Annotated in this window: 17 protein-coding genes; 7 read left to right on the top strand and 10 right to left on the bottom strand. The window is 65.8% G+C overall.

Annotated elements, in window-relative coordinates; all coding sequences use genetic code 11:
• The first annotated feature begins 39 nt into the window (after positions 1–39).
• The 3 genes from AC50YA_RS09900 (at position 40) to AC50YA_RS09890 (ending at position 1,213) form a co-directional block, all read left to right on the top strand.
• Positions 40–378 (top strand): YnfA family protein, encoded by a 339-nt coding sequence (locus AC50YA_RS09900; protein ID WP_494982245.1) that lies wholly within the window; start codon positions 40–42, stop codon positions 376–378.
• A gap of 84 nt (positions 379–462) precedes the next feature.
• Positions 463–867 (top strand): YidH family protein, encoded by a 405-nt coding sequence (locus AC50YA_RS09895; RefSeq protein WP_494982113.1) that lies wholly within the window; start codon positions 463–465, stop codon positions 865–867.
• A gap of 4 nt (positions 868–871) precedes the next feature.
• Complete coding sequence (locus tag AC50YA_RS09890) at positions 872–1,213, top strand: DUF202 domain-containing protein (RefSeq protein ID WP_494982112.1); 342 nt, start codon at positions 872–874, stop codon at positions 1,211–1,213.
• Here AC50YA_RS09890 and AC50YA_RS09885 read toward each other — a convergent pair.
• The 7 genes from AC50YA_RS09885 to AC50YA_RS09855 are packed head-to-tail and all read right to left on the bottom strand — an operon-like array spanning position 1,210 to position 10,492.
• A complete protein-coding gene (locus AC50YA_RS09885) occupies positions 1,210–2,436 on the bottom strand; it encodes an MFS transporter (RefSeq protein ID WP_494982111.1) in 1,227 nt (408 codons plus the stop codon). The genes AC50YA_RS09890 and AC50YA_RS09885 overlap by 4 nt on opposite strands.
• A 16-nt stretch (positions 2,437–2,452) precedes the next feature.
• The gene (gene narI / locus AC50YA_RS09880) at positions 2,453–3,253 is read right to left on the bottom strand and encodes a respiratory nitrate reductase subunit gamma (RefSeq protein ID WP_494982110.1); all 801 of its coding nucleotides are present in this window, start codon (positions 3,251–3,253) and stop codon (positions 2,453–2,455) included.
• A gap of 2 nt (positions 3,254–3,255) precedes the next feature.
• A complete protein-coding gene (gene narJ / locus AC50YA_RS09875; protein ID WP_494982109.1) occupies positions 3,256–3,876 on the bottom strand; it encodes a nitrate reductase molybdenum cofactor assembly chaperone in 621 nt (206 codons plus the stop codon).
• On the bottom strand, positions 3,873–5,585 hold the full coding sequence (gene narH / locus AC50YA_RS09870; protein WP_494982108.1) for a nitrate reductase subunit beta: 1,713 nt from the start codon (positions 5,583–5,585) through the stop codon (positions 3,873–3,875). The genes narJ and narH overlap by 4 nt, the downstream gene beginning before the upstream one ends.
• Complete coding sequence (locus tag AC50YA_RS09865) at positions 5,585–9,295, bottom strand: nitrate reductase subunit alpha (protein WP_494982107.1); 3,711 nt, start codon at positions 9,293–9,295, stop codon at positions 5,585–5,587. The genes narH and AC50YA_RS09865 overlap by 1 nt, the downstream gene beginning before the upstream one ends.
• A gap of 57 nt (positions 9,296–9,352) precedes the next feature.
• A complete protein-coding gene (locus AC50YA_RS09860) occupies positions 9,353–9,751 on the bottom strand; it encodes a hypothetical protein (RefSeq protein WP_494982106.1) in 399 nt (132 codons plus the stop codon).
• A 54-nt stretch (positions 9,752–9,805) separates the two neighbouring features.
• Entirely contained in the window at positions 9,806–10,492 is a 687-nt protein-coding gene (locus AC50YA_RS09855) for a DUF2848 domain-containing protein (RefSeq protein WP_494982105.1), read from the bottom strand.
• Between the two features lie 151 nt (positions 10,493–10,643).
• Here AC50YA_RS09855 and AC50YA_RS09850 point away from each other — a divergent pair, with 151 nt between their 5' ends.
• Positions 10,644–12,035, top strand: coding sequence for an MFS transporter (locus tag AC50YA_RS09850; protein WP_494982104.1), 1,392 nt, complete (start codon positions 10,644–10,646; stop codon positions 12,033–12,035).
• Between the two features lie 14 nt (positions 12,036–12,049).
• On the opposite strand, the gene AC50YA_RS09845 is transcribed toward AC50YA_RS09850, so the two are convergent.
• A complete protein-coding gene (locus AC50YA_RS09845) occupies positions 12,050–12,706 on the bottom strand; it encodes a GntR family transcriptional regulator (RefSeq protein WP_494982103.1) in 657 nt (218 codons plus the stop codon).
• Positions 12,707–12,738: 32 nt separating this feature from the next.
• Here AC50YA_RS09845 and AC50YA_RS09840 point away from each other — a divergent pair, with 32 nt between their 5' ends.
• Positions 12,739–13,533 carry a carbon-nitrogen hydrolase family protein gene (locus AC50YA_RS09840; protein WP_494982102.1) on the top strand — a complete coding sequence of 265 codons (795 nt, stop codon included), beginning with the start codon at positions 12,739–12,741 and terminating at the stop codon, positions 13,531–13,533.
• Between the two features lie 342 nt (positions 13,534–13,875).
• Complete coding sequence (locus AC50YA_RS09835) at positions 13,876–15,177, top strand: ammonium transporter (RefSeq protein WP_494982101.1); 1,302 nt, start codon at positions 13,876–13,878, stop codon at positions 15,175–15,177.
• A 152-nt stretch (positions 15,178–15,329) separates the two neighbouring features.
• On the opposite strand, the gene AC50YA_RS09830 is transcribed toward AC50YA_RS09835, so the two are convergent.
• Positions 15,330–15,956 carry a PadR family transcriptional regulator gene (locus AC50YA_RS09830; protein WP_494982100.1) on the bottom strand — a complete coding sequence of 209 codons (627 nt, stop codon included), beginning with the start codon at positions 15,954–15,956 and terminating at the stop codon, positions 15,330–15,332.
• A gap of 227 nt (positions 15,957–16,183) precedes the next feature.
• Here AC50YA_RS09830 and AC50YA_RS09825 point away from each other — a divergent pair, with 227 nt between their 5' ends.
• Entirely contained in the window at positions 16,184–18,550 is a 2,367-nt protein-coding gene (locus tag AC50YA_RS09825) for a transglycosylase domain-containing protein (RefSeq protein ID WP_494982099.1), read from the top strand.
• Between the two features lie 40 nt (positions 18,551–18,590).
• Here the strand turns inward: AC50YA_RS09825 and AC50YA_RS09820 are convergent, their stop codons facing one another.
• Positions 18,591–19,184: a DnaJ family domain-containing protein gene (locus AC50YA_RS09820; RefSeq protein WP_494982098.1), complete on the bottom strand. Its 594-nt coding sequence runs from the start codon at positions 19,182–19,184 to the stop codon at positions 18,591–18,593.
• Positions 19,185–19,245 lie beyond the last annotated feature (61 nt).

Below are 19,245 nucleotides of genomic sequence, written 5' to 3'. Positions count from 1 at the left end.
TGCTGGCATGATGAGCCTGTGAATATTCCTGCTGAAACCGTGGCGATCGCCAAAACGACTGTGCTCTTCCTCCTTGCCGCCGCTGCCGAGATCGGCGGCGCGTGGCTCGTGTGGCAGTCAGTCCGCGAGGGCAAGGACTGGTGGTGGGCAGGGCTGGGTGTCATTGCCCTGGGCCTCTACGGTTTTGTGGCGACCCTGCAGCCCGATGCCCATTTCGGCCGGATCCTGGCCGCCTATGGCGGCGTGTTTGTGGCCGGTTCGCTTGCGTGGGGAATGATCTTTGACGGCTTCCGGCCGGACCGGTGGGACATTGCGGGCTCCGTCATCTGCCTGGTCGGCGTGGCTGTGATCATGTTTGCCCCGCGAAGCGCGGCCTGAGCCTCTGGCCGGGGTCCGACGGCGGCCGTCCACCCAGGTTCCCAAGCGGCCGGACCGCCGGACTCCAACGGCTAAACTGGCCCGGTGCCCAGCAACCAGACGCCGCCCAGCGATCCCCTGCCGCCGTCGCGCGGGAGGATCGCCGAACGGCTGTTGCCCGGCGGTACCGAACCGGACCCGCGCTTCACGCTCGCCAATGAACGCACTTTCCTTGCCTGGATCAGGACCGCGCTGGCGCTCCTGGCCGGCGGCATCGCCATTGAGGCCTTCACCCCGGACCTGTTCCTGGAACCTGTCCGCAAGAGTCTGGCGGTACTTCTCCTGCTCCTCGGCATGCTGCTGAGCGCCGGAGCCGCAGTGCGATGGATCCGCGTCGAACGGAGTATGCGCAACAAAACTCCACTCCCGCTGCCGCTCATTGTTCCGCTGCTGGCCGGCGCCGGGGCGCTGGCTGCCGCCGTCGTCCTCGTCTTTATCCTCTGGCGTTAGCCCCGTGGTCCGCACCCGCCGGCCCGCGACCGGGCCGCACGCGGATCCCGGGCTCCAGCCCGAACGGACCACGCTGGCGTGGGGGCGCACCATGATGGCACTGGTCACGGTCAGCGCCATTTTCCTGCGCTGGCTTCCCCACCACGGCCTGCCCATCCTGCTGCTGTTCGCAGTGTCCGCTGCCGCCGCGGCCGCCATCTACCTGACTCAGCGCCGGCGGTACGGCGCCAGCGCGCGGGGAATCCGGCACGAAAGGGTCGACGCCGATACATCAGCGGTGCTCTGGACCGCCTTTGCCGGTGTTGCGCTGGGAGCACTGGGGATCGGTGTGGTGCTGGCGGGTTAGGCCTTCACCATGTGCGCCATCTTTGAGGGCCCCCGCAGGACCAGGGCGGTAAAGCACAAAGCCACCAGGGCGGTGGCAACCAGCAGAAGCAGGCCGATCGAATAGCTGTGGGTCGCGGCGTCGTAGGTTGCACCCATCACGAGCGGAGGGAAGTAGCCGCCCAGGCCGCCGGCGGCACTGACCACTCCGCTGATGCTGCCTACTTTGCCCGGAGGGGCGAGCACCCCCACCCAGGCGAACACTCCTCCGGCCCCGAATCCCAGCGCCGCTGCCATGGCGACGAACGTCAGTCCGGCGGGGACTTCGCCGTCGGGCTGCAGGTTTACCACCCAGGCAAGCACCGCCACCCCCGCCAGGGAGACGAGCACCACCGGCTTGGAGCCGAATTTGTCAGCGAGAACGCCGCCCAGCGGCCGCGCCAGTACTGCCGCCAGCGCGAAACCTGCGGTGCGTGCCCCGGCGCCGCTCGGATCGAAACTGTAGACATCGCGCAGGTAGGTCGGAAGGTACGTGGCAAAGGACACGAACCCGCCGAAAACGACAGCGTAGAGGAAACACATCTTCCACGTGACAGGGGTTTTTACAGCATCCATGAGCTTGGGAATCACCGGGGCGTTGCTGCGCGTCCAGCCCGGGGATTCCTTCATCAGGAACCAGACCAGGGCCGCCATGACGGCTAGGACCGCGGCGATCAGCAAGTGTGTGGGGAAGTACCCGATTCCGGCAACCAGCCGCGGGTTCAGAAACGCCGCCAGCGCCGTGCCGCCCATGCCGGCGCCAAAGACGCCGGTGGCGAAGCCACGGCGGTGCGGCTCATACCACCCGCTGACAAAGGGGATTCCGACGGCGAACACGGTCCCGGCAACACCCAGCAGCAGCCCCGCGCCCAGCACCAAGGCGAACGAACTGAGCAAGCCGCCTACAGACACGAGCAGGATCGGCAGGATGGAGGCCAGCAGCACGAAAGTGAACATGGCCCGGCCCCCGTGCTTGTCCGTGAGGGCGCCGACGGCGATCCGTCCCAACGAGCCGACGAACACGGGCATGGCGACGAGTACGCCGGTGGCTGCCGGATTGAGGTGGAGGTTTTGCGTGTAGAACGAGCCCAACGTGGCGACGGAGTTCCAGGCCCAGAAGCAGACCACCGAGGCTGAGGTGGCGAGCACCAGGTTGAGTGTCCGGCCAGCGGGGGCGGACGTGCGAAGCGGCACTGATCCGGCCACGGTTTCCTCCTTCAGCTCAACGGTTGCGGGTATCTCTGTCCTTGGTTCCCACCGGCGACCAGCCTCGCCGCACCGGGGTACTGGAAGTCCTGTCCTTGTCTCGGGAGCGGTAGACGATGTAGGGCCGGAAGAGGTAGTGCAGCGGCGCCGTAAACGCGTGTACCAGCCGCGTGAACGGCCAGATCACGAACAAGGCCATGCCTACCAGGGTGTGCAGATGGAAGGAGAACGGCGCTGCCGCCATGGCCCCGATGTCCGGCTGGAAGACAAAAAGGGAACGGAACCAGGGAGCCACCGTTTCGCGGTAGTTGTGCCCGTGTTCGCCCTCAAAGACACTGGCCAAGGTTGTCCAGAGTCCGAAGACGATGGCAGCCGTCAGCACGACGTACATCGTTTTGTCATTTTTCGTGGTGGCCATGAAAACCGGCCCCGTGGTGCGGCGGCGGTAAATCAGCAGGAGGATCCCACCCAGCGTTCCGAGCCCTGCGATGCCGCCCACCATCAGGGCGTTGAAATGGTAGAACTCCTGACTCATCCCCACCGCCTGCGTCCAGGCCATGGGGATGACAAGTCCGAAAAAGTGCCCGGCGATCACGGCCAGCAGGCCGAAGTGGAACAGCGGCGACGCAATGCGCAGCAGCCTGGATTCGTAGAGCTGGGAGGACCTCGTGGTCCAGCCGAACTGGTCGTATTTGTACCGCCAGATGAGGCCGCCCACCAGCACCACCACCATGACGTACGGCAAGACGCCCCACAGCACAATGTCCAGGGCGGAGAGTTCGACGGCGGAGCCGGGCTCGGTTTCGAAAGTCAGCATGGTCAGGCCCCCTTCACGGGCAGCAGCCGCGGATCGTAGGGGTCCAGGCCCACGGCTTCGGTGGGCGGACCGTAACCGGCCATCCGCATGACGGCCTGCTCGTCGGCGGGGGATTTCCCGGGCAGGGTGGCGCAGATGGCCTGGAGGATGCATGCATGCGGGAGTTCGTCCCGCAGCAGGCCGAAGCGGAGCATCTCGAGGCTCGCACGGTATCGGATCAGCAAGTCACGCCCCGCCGCTAAGTCCACCAGTGCGGCGTATTCCAGGACCATCGGCAGGTAGTCTGGCAGTTCTCCGTGGGTGTCCACCAGGATGTCGCTTTGACGGTAGGCCTGTTTGAAGGCGCCCAGGACTTCGCCGCGGCGCCGGGTATCCCCGTCCGTCCAGTAGGACAAGTGGAGGGCATGGCGCCGGCCGAGGTCGAACTCGCGAACATAGTGGGCCTGGATCTCCATGGGCGGCGTGGATTCCAGCCGGTCCAGGACTTCCGCGAAATCCGTCACGGCCCCGGGAAACTCGGCCAGCGCGGCGCGCATCAGCGGGACCCGGCCGATGAGTTCTTCGTCCGGGTAGGACAGGCACCAGGCTGCCGCGAGGTACACGACTTGCTGGCGGCGGGTCATGGCTGCTCCCCCGATGCCGGGGTCCCGGCAGCGCCGCCGGGTGCCCCTGGAAGCTGTTGCTTTTCCGGGAACAGCCCGGAAGGGGCGCCGGTACCGTCCCAGTTCAGCAGGTTCACCCGGCCGCGCAAGGTGGTTTCGCCGGGCGCGGAGCCGGAGGTCTGCCGGTCCCGGAGTGCGTTGAAAGTCTCTACCGCCACCGGGACGGGCCTGCCGCTGGCCTCACCGAACGGTGAGGAGTCCTGCATGCCCGGGCCGCCGTCGAAATCAAGTGAACAGCCCATCTCCTCAAGGTCATGGGCCTGTTCAACGTGCGCCTTCGGGATCACGTAGCGTTCCTCATACTTGGCGATCGCCATCAGCCGGTACATCTCGTACATGGTTTGGCTGTCCATGCCCACAGCCTCCGGAATGGAGTCGTCGGGGTCGTTGCCCAGGCTGATGCCGCGCATGAAGGAGCGCATGGCCGCGAGCTTCTTCAGCACCGCTGTGACCCGGTCCGCGTCCCCGGCGGTGAAAAGTTCCGCGAGGTACTCCACCGGGATCCGCAGCGCGTCGATGGCGCCGAACAGATTGCCGTGATCCTCGCCGTCGTGCCCCTGGTCCCGCAGCAGGTCCACCACCGGCGAAAGCGGCGGCACGTACCAGACCATGGGCATGGTCCGGTATTCGGGGTGCAGCGGAAGTGCCACTTTGTAGACCTTGGCCAGGGCGTAGACCGGCGAGCGCCGGGCGGCATCGATCCAGTCCTCCGGGATGCCCTGGGCCCGGGCCTCGGCCTGGACGGCGGGATCGTTCGGATCCAGCAGCACGTCCATCTGGGCGTCGTAGAGCTCCTGGGGGTCAGTGACGGACGCCGCAGCGGTGACGGCATCGGCGTCGTACAGGAACAACCCCAGATACCGCAGCCTCCCCACGCAGGTCTCCGAGCAGACCGTCGGCAGCCCCACCTCCACCCGTGGGTAGCAGAAGGTGCACTTTTCGGCTTTGCCCGTCTTGTGGTTGAAGTAGATCTTCTTGTAGGGGCACCCGGTGACGCACTGGCGCCAGCCGCGGCACTTGTCCTGGTCCACCAGGACAATCCCGTCCTCCACCCGTTTGTAGATGGCGCCGGAGGGGCAGGAGGCCATGCAGGACGGGTTCAGGCAGTGCTCGCAGATCCGCGGGAGATAGAACATGAAGGTCTGCTCGTACGCGAATTTGATCTTGTCCTCGGACTCGCGGCGGACCTTTTCCACGATCGGGTCCAGGTGGCCGTATTCGGTGGAGCCGCCCAGGTCATCGTCCCAGTTCGCGGACCAGGTGATTTTGGTGTCCTCGCCGGTGATCAGGGACTTGGGCCGGGCCACCGGGAAGTCGTCGCCCAGCGGCGCGTCCACGAGGGTCTTGTAGTCGTAGGTCCACGGCTCGTAATAGTCCTTGAGCTCGGGCTGGATCGGGCTGGCGAAGATTCCCAGGAGCTTCTTCACCCGGCCGCCGGCCTTGAGCACCAGCTTGCCGCGCTTGTTCAGCTCCCAGCCGCCCTGCCATTTCTCCTGGTCCTCGTAGCGGCGCGGGTACCCCTGCCCGGGGCGCGTTTCGACGTTGTTGAACCAGACGTATTCGGTGCCCGCGCGGTTGGTCCAGGCCTGTTTGCAGGTCACGGAACAGGTGTGGCAGCCGATGCATTTGTCCAGGTTCATGACCATGCCCATTTGAGCCATAACACGCATCAGTACTGCACCTCCTGTGAACGACGTCGGACGGTGGCAACCATGTCGCGCTGGTTTCCGGTGGGGCCAAGGTAGTTGAAGGCGTAGGCCAACTGGGCGTAGCCGCCGATCAGGTGCGAGGGTTTGACCAGCAGCCGGGTTACGGAGTTGTGGATGCCCCCGCGCCGGCCTGTTGCCTCGGACTTCGGCACGTCGATGGTGCGTTCCTGCGCGTGGTGGACGTAGACCACACCGGCCGGCATCCGGTGGCTGACGATCGCCCGGGCCACGAGGACGCCGTTGATGTTCAGGCACTCCACCCAGTCGTTGTCCTTGACCTGGATGGCGGCCGCGTCGGCGGGGCTCATCCAGACCGTGGGCCCGCCGCGGGACAGTGAGAGCATCAGCAGGTTGTCCTGGTATTCGGAGTGGATGGACCACTTGGAGTGCGGTGTCAGGTAGCGGACCACCACCTCCATGGCCCCGTCCTGGCCGAGCTTCGGCTCACCGAAGAGGCGGTGCATGTCCAGCGGCGGCCGGTAGATCGGCAGGGCCTCGCCGATGTCGATCATCCAGTCGTGGTCGAGGAAGAAGTGCATCCGACCCGTCAGGGTGTGCCAGGGCTTGAGCCGCTCGACGTTGATGGTGAACGGGGCGTAGCGGCGGCCGCCCGTTTCGGAGCCGGACCATTCCGGCGAGGTGATCACCGGTACCGGGCCGGCCTGGGTCTGGGCAAAGGTAATGAACTTTTCTTCGGAGCCTTCGGACAGGTCCGCCAGTTTCCGGCCGGTGCGGATCTCCAGGTCCTTGAAGCCCTGCACGGACAGGGCCCCGTTGGTGGTGCCGGAGAAGGCCAGGATGGCCTCCGCCATTTTCGCGTCGGTATCGATCGCGGGCCGGCCGTCCGCGGCGCCGCCGAGCATCACGCCGTTGGAGCGGCTGAGCCTCTCCAACGGGCCTGCGAGTTTGTAGGTGACGTTCTTGACCGTGAAGCCCAGTTTGTCGGCGAGCGGCCCGACGGCGGCGAGCTTGTCCGCGATGGCGGTGTAGTCCCGCTCCACCACGGAAAAGACGGGCATGTTCTGCCCGGGAACCGCGGGGATGGACGTGTCCCGCCAGTCCCGGACGATCCCGCCGGGCTGGGCGAGCTGGCCGGGGGTGTCGTGCTGCAGCGGCACGCTGACCAGGTCCCGGCGGACGCCCAGATGGGTTTTCGCCAGGCGGGAGAACTCCTGGGCCAGCAGGTGGAAAGTGTCGAAATCCGTCTTGGTTTCCCAGGGCGGATCGATCGCGGGGCTGAAGGCGTGCACGAAAGGGTGCATGTCGGTGGAGGACAGGTCGTGCTTCTCGTACCAGGTGGCGGCCGGGAACACGACGTCGGACAGCAGTGTGGTGGAGGTCATCCGGAAGTCCGCGGAGACCAGCAGGTCCAGCTTTCCTTCCGGCGCCTGCTCATGCCATTTCACGTCCTTGGGCTTAAGCCCTTCGGCGTGGTCCTTGCCCAGGACGTTGTTGTGGGTTCCCAGCAGGTTCCTCAGGAAGTACTCATTGCCCTTGGCGGAGGAGCCGAACAGGTTGGAGCGCCACAGCACGAGCGTCCGCGGCCAGTTCTCCGGGGCATCCACGTCCTCGATCGCCGGATTCAGTGTGCGGTTTTTCAGCGCGTCCGCGATGTAGCTGGGGGTGTCCTTCGCGGTGCCGGCGGCGACGGCGGCCTCCGCCTCGTCCGCGAGGTCCAGCGGATTCCGGTCGAACTGCGGGTAGAACGGCATCCAGCCGAGCCTCGCGGACTGGGCCAGCGCGTCCGCGGTGTGCATGCCATCCAGGGCCCCCGTGGAGAGCGGGGATTTGAGCGCATCCGCGGAGTAGCCGTCCTGGCGCCACTGGTCCGTATGCATGTACCAGTAGCCGGTGCCGATCATGGTCCGCGGCGGCCGGGACCAGTCCAGCGCGTTCGCCAGCGACACCCAGCCGGTGGCGGGCCTGGTCTTTTCCTGCCCCACGTAGTGCGCCCAGCCGCCGCCGTTGCGGCCCATGCAGCCGGTCAGCATCACGAGGGCCAGCACCGCCCGGTAGGTCGTGTCGCCGTGGAACCACTGGCAGATCCCGGCGCCCATGATGATCATGGAGCGGCCCTTGGACTGCTCGGCGTTCCGGGCAAACTCGCGGGCCACCCGGATGCAGGCCTGCGCCGGGACAGACGTGATCTCCTCCTGCCAGGCCGGAGTGTAAGGCGTCGAGGCGTCCTCATAACCTGAGGCCCAGTCCCCCGGTAGCCCTTCGCGGCCGACGCCGTACTGGGCCAGCATGAGGTCGAACACGGTGGTGACCAGCTGGCCCTCAACCTCGAGGACCGGCACTCCGCGCGTCAGCACACTGCCGGCCCCGCCGGCGTCCTCGAAGCACGGCAGCAGGATCTCCGCGCTTTCCCCGGAGACCTCGCGCAGCGACAGTGCGGGCTCGATCCCCTCGAGGTCCAGGTTCCATTTGCCCTCGCCGCTGCCTGAGTAGCGGAAGCCCATCGAGCCGTTGGGCACGGCGGGGAGGCCGGTCTTCTTGTCGAACAGCACGGTGCGGAACGCCGCGTCCTCGGCCCCGGACTCCAGCGTGAGGTCCTTGGCGGTGAGGAATTTCGACGGCGTGAGGGAACCGTCGTCGCGCCTTTCCAGCCGGACCAGAAAGGGCAGGTCGGTGTACTGGCGGACGTAGTCGGAAAAGAAAGGCACGTCACGGTCGATGAAGAATTCCTTGAGCATGACGTGCCCCATGGCCATCGCCAGCGCGGCGTCCGTTCCGGCTTGTGCGGGGAGCCATTCGTCGGCGAACTTCGTGTTGTCCGCGTAGTCCGGGCTGACCGTCACCACCTTGGTGCCGCGGTAGCGCACCTCGGCCATCCAGTGCGCGTCGGGGGTCCGGGTCACGGGGACGTTGGAGCCCCACATCATGAGGTAGCCCGCGTCCCACCAGTCGCCTGATTCCGGGACGTCGGTCTGGTCGCCGAAGACCTGCGGGCTGGCCACGGGGAGGTCGGCGTACCAGTCGTAGAAGGACGTCATCACCCCGCCGATCAGCTGGATGAAGCGGGTCCCGACGGCGTGCGAAACCATGGACATCGCGGGGATCGGCGAGAAGCCGGCGCACCGGTCCGGCCCGTAGGCCTTGATCGTGTTAACGTGCGCGGCGGCGGCGATTTCGATCGCCTCCTGCCAGGACACCCGCACCAGGCCGCCCTTGCCGCGGGCCTGCTGGTAGCGGCGCCGCCGTTCCGGGTCCCCCACGACGTCGGCGAAGGCCAGCACCGGGTCACCCAGCCGGGCCTTAGCCTCACGGTACATCTCCACAAGGACGCCCCGGGCGTAGGGGAACCGGACGCGCGTGGGCGAGTAGGTGTACCAGGAAAAGGCCGCCCCGCGCGGGCACCCCCTCGGCTCGTATTCCGGGCTGTCCGGCCCCACGGACGGGTAGTCGGTCTGCTGCGATTCCCAGGTGATGATGCCGTCCTTGACGTACACCTTCCAGGAACACGAACCGGTGCAGTTCACCCCGTGCGTGGAGCGGACCACTTTGTCGTGGCTCCAGCGGTCGCGGTAGAAAATATCGCCCTTGCGGCCGCCCTCCCGGAACACCGCCCTGCCGTCGTCGGTCTGGTCCCATTTTGTAAAAAATCGGCCCAGCTTGAGCATCGCGTCTGATGCGGGTCCATCTAACCCCGCATGGGGTCCGGCAGCCATGGGGAACACGCTATGGGATCGCCGCCCATAGCGCCAGAGTCTTAACGCCCCTTCGGTTCAGAACATCGGCAGGAGAAAGCCCACGATCAGCGCCACGGCACCGATCCCGGTGAGTACACGGCCAAGTACGACGGCGGTCCGCCCCACCGCTTCGGGCGCAGCGGTCTGCCACTGTGTGGGGCGCTTGGGATGGAAGTAGATCGGCAGGGTGTCGCCCACGGCAAGGTCCTTGATGTCGTGGGGTGACATCGGGGCGTGGTGGACCTGGTACTTGCGGTCAAACCAGCGGAAGCCCGTTCCGGTGGCGTCCGCGTAGACCACCGCTTCGGCAACGGTCCACGGGTGCACAAACCGCCGGAGGATGCCCGAGTAGAAAAGCAGGGCAAGCCCCGGCGGAAGGCACAGCCAGGTCATCATTTCCAGGATGGGACCTGCCATTTCAAGCGCAGTGGGCATAGCAATGATGCTACCGGGAGTTTGCATCCCCCAGCGTGCCCCGGCCTGACGGAATCAGCCGATGGGCTCGGCCATCTGCTCAACCACGTACTGGGCATCCACAGTGGATCCTGTCACGGGGTCTGTCATCTCCACTTTCCAGCTGCCGGCGAACTGGTTCACCCCGCCGGCCATGGCCACCGTGCCGGAAATCAGGACCGTCCCCGGCTCATTCAGGCCGCGCTCGGTCAACACGTCCAGCCAGTAGTCGGGGGTCAGCAGGGCTTCCAGCGAGCTGTCCTGGATCAGCGTGTCCGGGGTATCGCCCTCCCCCACCCAGCCCTTCAGCGTGATCTGGTCCAGGTGGCCGCGCACGTCCTCCAGCCGCCACGCCTTGCGGCCCAGGACGTCAGGGCTGGCATTCTTGCTCCAGGCCACCCCATGGACCTCAAGCTCGCGGTCCGTGTGGTCGCACGCGACCGTCAGCAGCACTCCGTCGTCCGTAATGACCAACGCCCATTCGGCTTCGCCTGACGTCCGGGCATGCTGCACCCGGACTTCGGAAACCTGCTGCGCCAGGTACGGCGAGACCGGGTAGAGCGCGGGCGTGGTGACGGGGCCCGGAACGCCCAGTTCAGCCAGTTCGGCAATGTGGGCCTGGACTTCCTCCTGCTCCCGCCCTGCATAACCGGCGTTCAGGAGGTGCTTGACCTGGACTGTCCGGGTGCTGCCGTCGGGAAGTTCGAAGCTCAGAGTCGTCATGTTCTGTCCATCCTTTGCGTGTGCTGCTGAAGAAAGTTTACAAACCGGAAACCGGAAACGGTGGCCAATGTACATCCAGTATGCGTAATGTATACATTTAACGCCAGCGTGACAGGCGTCACCCGTAAACATCTCGTGGAGGACAACACCCATGGCTAACGTCCCAGTTCCGGCTTCCGGCGCAGCGCCGCGTCCGGACAAGCCGATTCACCCCAAGGGCCTGTACAAGGCCTTCGCCGCCAGCCTCACCGGCACAGCCCTCGAGTGGTACGACTTCGCCGTCTACTCGGCCGCGGCCGCCGTCGTATTTCCCCTCGTCTTCTTCCCGTCATCAGATCCCCTGACCGGCACCATCCTGGCCTTCTCCACCTATGCGGTGGGCTATGTGTCCCGCCCTGTCGGCGGCATCATCTTCGGCCGGCTCGGTGACCGGATCGGCCGCAAGAAGGTCCTGGTGACCACCCTGATGATCATCGGCGTGGCCACCGTTCTGATCGGCGTGCTCCCCGGTTACGACAGCATCGGCATCAGCGCGCCCATCATCCTGGTGCTGCTGCGCTTCGCCCAGGGCGTGGGCGTCGGCGGCGAATGGGGCGGCGCCGTGCTGCTCTCCAGTGAATACGGTGACCCCCACCGGCGCGGTTTCTGGGCCTCTGCAGCCCAGGTGGGCCCGCCCGCCGGCAACCTCATGGCCAACGGCGCCCTGGCTGTCCTGACCCTCGCCCTCACCGAGGAACAGTTCATCGGTTTCGGCTGGCGCATCGCGTTCCTGGTCTCGGCCCTGCTGGTCGGTTTCGGCCTCTGGATCCGCCTGAAGCTGGAAGACACCCCCATCTTCAAGGCCATCGAAGCCCACGGCGAACAGCCCAGCGCCCCTGTCCGCGAGGTCTTCAGCAAGGAACTCCGGCCCCTCGTGGCCGCCACGCTGTGCCGGGTGGGCCCGGACGTGCTCTACGCCCTGTTCACCGTTTTCACTCTCACCTACGGCATCCAGGCCCTCGGCTACGAACGCAGCCAGGTCCTCACGGCAGTCCTGATCGGCTCCGCGTTCCAGCTCTTTATGATCCCGCTCGCCGGCGCCGTGTCCGACCGTTTCAACCGCCGTCTGGTCTACGGCACCGCAGCAGTGGTGGGTGCCGTGTGGACGTTTATCTTCTTCGGCGTCCTGGGCGCCGACAACGAGCCGATGCTCATCATCGGCATTGTGCTGGGCCTCATGGCGCACTCGTTTATGTACGGCCCGCAGGCTGCCTTCATCGTGGAGCAGTTCTCTCCGAGGCTCCGGTCCACCGGCAGCTCACTGGCCTACACCTTCGCCGGTGTGATCGGCGGCGCCATCGCACCCCTGATGTTCACCCTGCTGCTGGCGCAGTTCGGCACCTGGATTCCCGTAGCCATCTACGTGGCAGTCGCTGCAGGCGTCACCGCCGTGGGCCTGGCGCTCGGCCGGGATTCCAACACCGTGGAGGACGAGGACTACCGCCTGTTGCTGGAAGGCTCCGCGGCAGCGCGGCAGCATTCCGCCGCCGGCAACGCCAACTGACGAAACCAGCTCCATTAGGTGCGGAGCAGGATATCCCGGGTGACAGCCAGGTGATGGTCAATAGCTTCCTGCGCCTTCGCGGCGTCGCCGGACACCAGGGCATCGAGGATGTCCTGGTGTTCGGCGCACACATTTCCGCGCCGGTCTCCGGTGCGGAAAAGGGCAGAGACTCCCACCAGGATCTGCCGGACGTGGAGCTTGCTGTACGTTCGGGAGATGAGCTCATTGCCCGCGGCGTCGATCAGCAGCTGATGGAAGAGGGTGTCCAGCCGGATGAACTCCTGCGCAGCCTCCGCATTCAGCTGCTCGGGAAGCTGGGCCTGCTGATCCAGGGTGTCCTGCATCGTCTTCGCAGGAACGCGGCGCTGTTCGATAACCAGGCGGGCGGCGTGGCTTTCCAGCACACCCCGGAGTTCCATGAGCTCCGACATTTCGCGGCCCGTCACCGGCGGCACATAGGCCCCGCGCTGCGGAATCAGTTCCACCAGGCCGTCGGAGACCAGCAGGAGGAGCGCCTCCCGGACCGGAGTCCGCGAGACGCCGATCTCGGCGGCCAGCTCCTGCTCGTTCAGGAACTTCCCCTGCACCTCCGGGTCAATCAGGATGTGGTCGCGCAGATACGAATACGCCTTCTCGCGGCCGGACGCCGCTGTCCCCGAACTTTTTCGCATACATTATGTATACAACAGACTGGAGTAATTTCATGCGTTTAGCAGTGGCCCAAATCATCACCGGAGCCGATCTGGCCGCCAACCTCGAGCTGATTCGAGACTACGCCACGCGTGCCACAGCCGCGGGAGCGGAGCTGGTGGTGTTCCCGGAAGCGGCGATGCGCGCGTTCGGCAACAGCCTGACGGACATTGCCGAGCCGCTGGACGGGCCGTGGGCCGCGGCCGTCCGCAGCATCGCCCGGGAGCTGGACATCACGGTCGTGGCGGGCATGTTTACGCCGGGCGACGGCGGCCGCGTGCGGAATACCCTCCTGGTCACCGGCCCGGGCATCGAGACCTCCTACGACAAGATCCATCTCTTTGATGCCTTTGGTTTCGCCGAGTCCGATACCGTGGACGCCGGAACAGCCCCCGTGACCTTCGAGGTGAACGGCACCGTCTTCGGCCTGGCCACCTGCTACGACGTACGGTTCCCGGCACTGTTCACGGCCACTGCCAAAGCCGGCGCCCAGGTCAACATCGTCTGCGCCTCGTGGGGTTCCGGCGAGGGCAAAGCTGATCAGTGGGACCTCCTGGTCCGTGCCCGCGCCTTGGACAGCACCACCTTCGTGGTGGCCTGCGGACAGGGCGATCCGGCAAGCGTCGGCATGGCCTCCGCAGGCAAGGCTCCCACCGGCGTCGGCCACAGCGCCGTCATCTCTCCCCTGGGTGCTGCACTGGTGGCCCTCGGCGGCGAACCGGAACTCGCCGTCGTCGACATTGACCCGGCCGTCGTTGCCGAGGTCCGCGGCGAACTGCCCGTCCTGGCCAACGCCCGGACCTTCTGAACCCCGCTTAGCGGCCGGGGGCAGTGAGCCGCCGTTCACTTTCAGGAAATGTTGCCATTTTCAACGTCCGACGGCGGCTTCTCACCACCCGCGTACACCCGCGCCCGCCATCGCTGGCATCAGGGTCGCAGGGCGTCCCTCCCGGGCGCCCTTCAACAGGTCCCGTTTACACGCCGGAAACATCACCGTCATGCGATCTTCACGAAAGCCGCCTGGCCGTAACCTGTCCGCAACTTAGCGAAGTACAAACGGAAACACGCGGCGACAAGTATTGATCGGGGGGATTGCGCGGGCCACACAGGAAAAGTCCCCGTATTCAGGATCAATGGAAGGGACCCACCGGTGGAGATCAGTGCGCAACACGTCTGGATGATGATCGCGGCGGCAATGGTGCTGTTCATGACACCCGGACTCGGTCTCTTCTATGGCGGCATGACGCGCGCCAAGGCAGCGCTGAACATGATCATGATGAGCTTCATCTCCGCCGGCATCGTAGGAGTTGTGTGGGTTCTGTGGGGATACTCCATGACCACCGGCGAGGGAATCCTGGGCATTTTTGGCAACCCCTTCGCCAACTTCGGGCTGCAGAACCTCATGGGCTCCCCTGACCTCATAAAGGCAGGCTTCAGCGCCACGTTCGCCATTGTCACCGTGGCCCTCATCAGCGGTGCCATCGCGGACCGCGCCAAGTTCAGCGCCTGGGCAGTGTTTGTGCCGCTGTGGGTCACTTTGGTCTATTGCCCCCTTGCCTACATGATCTGGGGCGGCGGGCTCATGAGCGCCGGCGGAGCCATCACTGAGGTCTTCGGCCAGGTCATCGACTTCGCCGGCGGTGCCGTGGTGGAAATCAGCTCGGGCACGGCGGCACTGGTCCTGGCCCTGGTGGTTGGCCAGCGCCACGGCTTCGCCAAGGATCCCAGCCACCGCCCGCACAATGTCCCCTTCATCATGCTGGGTGCAGCCATCCTGTGGTTCGGCTGGTTCGGGTTCAACGGCGGCGCCGCCACCACCGCGGAGCAGGCCGGCCTGATCTGGATCAACACCCTGGTCACCCCCGCCGCGGCCATGCTCAGCTGGCTGCTGACGGAGAAGATCCGCCACGGCCACCCCACGTCCCTGGGCGCAGCCTCCGGTGTTGTCGCCGGCCTGGTGGCTATCACACCGTCCTGCGCCAACATCAGCCCAGTGGCCGCCATCGGCCTGGGCCTGGTTGCCGGGGCGGCCTGCTGCGTGTTTGTTGACCTGAAGTACCGGTTCGGGCTTGACGACTCCCTGGACGTGGTGGGAGTCCACCTCGGCGCCGGGCTCATCGGCACACTCGCCCTGGGCTTTGTCGCTCTCCCCGTGGACGGCCAGGGCGGCGGCCTCTTCTACGGCGGCGGTCTCCAGCAACTGACGGCTCAGGCCGTAGCGGTAGTGGTCACCGTGGCCCTCTCCGGTGGTGTGACCCTGGTGATCGGCCGGGCCATCAACAGGACCATCGGGTTCCGGGTGAGCCATGAAGCCGAGATGGTAGGCGTGGATCTGTCCGAGCATGCCGAGACCGCCTACGCCTTCGGTGGCCTGGGGAGCCACTTCAACCCGCTGGGCCGCGGGCTCACTGTGACTGCTGCCGCTCCCGCCAAGGAAGACACCTTCGCCTAAGGCCACAAGGTTCGAAAGAGATCACGAAGACCCTATTCTTTGCCAACCCGCAAGGGCCTCGACAAAAGCATCATGGACGAGCCCGCCCTGAGCGTCTACTAAAGGCCTGCCGAAACATCTGGTTGAGCCCGTTCAGCATGACCTGAGCGGGCTCAGTCGGCCAGGATCTGGTAGAGCGCGCGGCGGGTTTCGTCGAGCTTTTCCACCGCGGCGTTGCGCTGTTCCTCCGTGGCGGCCGTCCGGAACTGGTGAATGACCCCCATCAGCTTGCCCACACTCTGGTGGAACGCCGGCCCGGATCCTTCCGCATCGCTGTTCCACGCGTTCCCCAGCTCCTCCGCATGCTCGGCCACGTAGGCCTTGCCCGCATCGGTGAGGGTGAAGTCGGTCCGCCGGCCCTCGCTGAGGGGCGCAATGAGGTCCTCGTCCACCAACTGCTGCAGCGTCGGGTAAATCGACCCCGGACTGGGCCGCCATGCGCCCGACGTTTTCTCCGCGATGGTCTTGATCAGGCCATAACCGTTGGACGGCGCCTCGGCCAGCAGCGACAGGATGGCCCACCGGACGTCACCCCTGCTTGCCCGCCGGGGACCGGGCCCAAAACCGGGACCAAACCCTCCGCCCGGTCCAAAACCGGGACCGAATCCGCCCCGTGGCCCAAAGCCCGGGCCGAAGCCTCCCCCGCGGTGCCCGTGCGGGCCACGGCGGCCCCTGCCGCGCTCAAACCGTCCCCGCCCGAACGGCGGTTCCAAAAACTTATCGTCGTGAATGCCTTTCATGGTGGCATCGTCCCTTCTCTGTCTTCTTGAATGCTCTGTCTTTGTTGAATGGTTATCAGTCAACTACTCACCGACACTTAACGATATATCGGTATGTATCGCGTAACAAGACCCGGCGCAAAACCAGTGACGGAAAATTGCGGCTTGGCATCAATTGATCCAGCATCTGGATGCAGCGCGTCAGGCGGCGTATCCTGTTCACACGTCGCTAGCTTGAGGGCTGAACAATGGCGAAGAAGAAGAAACGCCAGCATCGTCTGGCCAGGGCCCTGGGAAGGGTCATCGGATTCTTTGCGGCGAGCGCAACGTGCGGCGTCCTGGCCGCAAGCCTGGTTGTCCCTGCTGTTGCGACTGTCGGCTACGGAGTCAGCACATCCATCAGCTACTTTGAAAATCTGCCCTCGGAACTGATCGTTTCGCCGCCGTCGCAGTCCACCAAAGTCCTCACCTCCGACGGCCAGCCGCTCGCCACGTTTTATACTGAGAACCGGATCAAGATCCCCCTGGACCGGATATCCCCCTATATCCGGGATGCCATCGTGGCCATCGAGGACAGCCGCTTTTATGAGCACCCGGGCATTGACCCGCAAGGGATTCTCCGGGCTGCAATCTTCAACCTGACGAGTGAGGGCAGGCAGGGCGCCTCCACGATTACCCAGCAGTACGTCACCAACGTGATCAACGAGTCCTTCGTGTCCGAGGACAAAACCGGCGAGGTCATCCTCAGCGGCCAGAAGAGCCTTGGGGACAAGCTCCGCGAGATGAAGCTGGCCATTGCGCTGGAGAAGAAGTTCAGCAAGGACCAGATCCTCGAGGGCTACCTGAACATCGTGTTCTTTAACCGCGAGGCCTACGGAGTCGAGGCGGCGGCGCGGTATTTCTTCAGCACCGGGGCTGGAGACCTCACGCTGCCGCAGGCCGCCCTGCTGGCCGGTCTGGTCAACAGCCCCAGCTACTACAACCCCGCGGTCAATCCGGAGCAGGCCACGAGCCGCCGGAACCAGGTTCTTTCCGAGATGCTTGCCACGGGCAAGATCACCCAGGCGGACCACGACGCCGCCGCGGCCACGCCCATCGAGCTCAAGCTCAGTCCGGGGAAGCAGGGCTGCGCCAACGCCCAGATGGCACCCTACTTCTGCGACTACGTTTCGCATCTGATCCTGAACAACCCGGCCTACGGCACCACCCTGATCGAGCGCGAGCGCAAGCTGTACCGCGGCGGGCTCACCATCGTCACCACGCTGGACAGCCGGCTCCAGGCGGCGGCCCAGGCACAGGTTGACAGCACCGCCGGAGCGAATCCAGACCGCTGGGGCGCGTCCCTGGTCTCGATCCAGCCGGGCACGGGGAAGATCCTGGCAATGGCGCAGAACACGGTATTCCTGCCGGCCGAAGGTAAGTTCGATACCCAGCTGAACTTCAATGTGGATTCCCATGATCCGCAAGGCAATGACCTCAACGGGGCGGGCGGTTTCCAGCCCGGCTCCACCATGAAGCCCTTCACGTTTGCCGAGTGGCTGAACGAGGGCAAATCGCTGACCGGCGTGGTGGACGCCTCACGCCGGGTGTATCCGCTGGGCTTCCCGTGGCGCTCCAGCTGCGGAAAGGTGTTGGGCGCCTACAGCACGGCGCAGAACAACCCCGAGCTGGGCGCCGCCGATGACCTGCAGAATGCTGACGAGGGCTATTACCGTCCCATGCCCGTGAACTACGGGCTGTACAACTCCATCAACACGGCCACGTTCGCCGAGGCTGCCCAGCTCGACTTCTGCGGCATCCAGAAGATGGTGGACGCCGTGGGGCTGCACAGCGGACTGGATGGCGCCCAGATCAGCATGCATCAGCTGGGCAATCTCCTCGGCGCCATCGGCGTCGCCCCGGTCCATCTGGCCAATGCCTTCGCCACCTTCGCCAACGACGGCCGGTACTGCTCCCCCATTGCCGTGCTTGAGGTGACAGACGTGACGGGCGGGAAGTTTCCGGTCCAGGCCAGCGATTGCCGCAACGCCGTCAAACCGGAGGTTGCCCGGGGTGTCAACGCAGTGCTCCAGGACGTGCTGAAGGTCGGCTCCGGGGTGTGGATCAACCCCAAGATCCACACGCAGATGCCCGTTGCCGCCAAGACCGGGACCTCCAACAACAACGGCTCCACCTGGGTGGTGGGCTACACCTCGGGACTGGTCACAGCATCATTTTTCGGCGACGCTCTGGAGGGCCAGAACCGTCCCGGCCAGAACGTGACCGTCAACGGCCAGTTCTACCCGCGCCTTGACGGCTACATGATCGCGGGGCCGCAGTGGGTCAACTACATGCTCCAGGCGGCCCCGCTCTACCCGGCAAACCCGTTCCCGCCGCCGCCGGCATCCATGGTGGCGCCGCCTACACCGTCTCCCGCGCCGGCGGCGCCGCGGCCGGTTCCCGCACCGGATCCTGCCCCAGCGCCGGTTCCCGTTCCCGCCCCTGCACCGGCTCCCGCGCCAGAGCCACCTCCTGCTCCCGCACCCGCGCCGGTCCCGCCCGCGCCGGTCCTACCGCCGCTTCCCGAGATTCCGGGCTTTCCGCCTGCGAACGGTCTCCCGGGTGGCAGACCCTGAGAGCCGACGACGGCGGGAGGCGCCGCCGTCGTGCGTTCTCCTAAGTGACGCCGCGCCAGAGCCGCTGCCACCACGTGCGCTGTGGTTCCGGTTCGGGCGGGGCTGCCTGTGCGAGCGCGCCACGGCGTTCGTGCCAGCGCACTACTTCCGTTTCGGCGTCCCGCGTTTTGGTGGTGACGGGCGGGCCGCCCTGGAGCTGGCGTCGGGCGTCGATCACCCGGGCGTTGAAGTCAGCGAGGATGTCCCGGACCTGTTTTTCGGTGAACTGGGCATCAAGGCGGCCGTCCAGTTCGGCGTCTTCGGTGCGGAGCAGGATGGCTTTGGGCCCCAGACCGCTGATGTTCTCACGCTGGATCAGGCCCTTGACCCACCAGTCGGGATCGTAGGCCTCCCCGAGCCCGGGGATGGGCTTGCCTGCGTATTTGAGGTTGTCGAATTTGCCCTGTGCCATGGCATCCCGGATCAGATACTCCGCCCGCCGGGCATCGTCCACCTTCTTGCGCGTGTCCCGTTCCTGCGCTTCGGCGGCCTCGAGTTCCGCTTCTTCTTCAGCGTTGATCCCCGCTCCGCGGTAGGAACGCAGCCCCACGGCACGTTCCAGCCGGCGCTTGAAATACCCCGCCCCACCGCTCATGGAATGCCACCGCCTCCGCGCCTGAATCGAGTCTTTTTTCCAGTATTCAAGCGTCCGCATC

This window comes from Pseudarthrobacter sp. RHLT3-21 (assembly GCF_059383495.1).
This window is presented reverse-complemented; position numbering and strand designations above follow the sequence as displayed.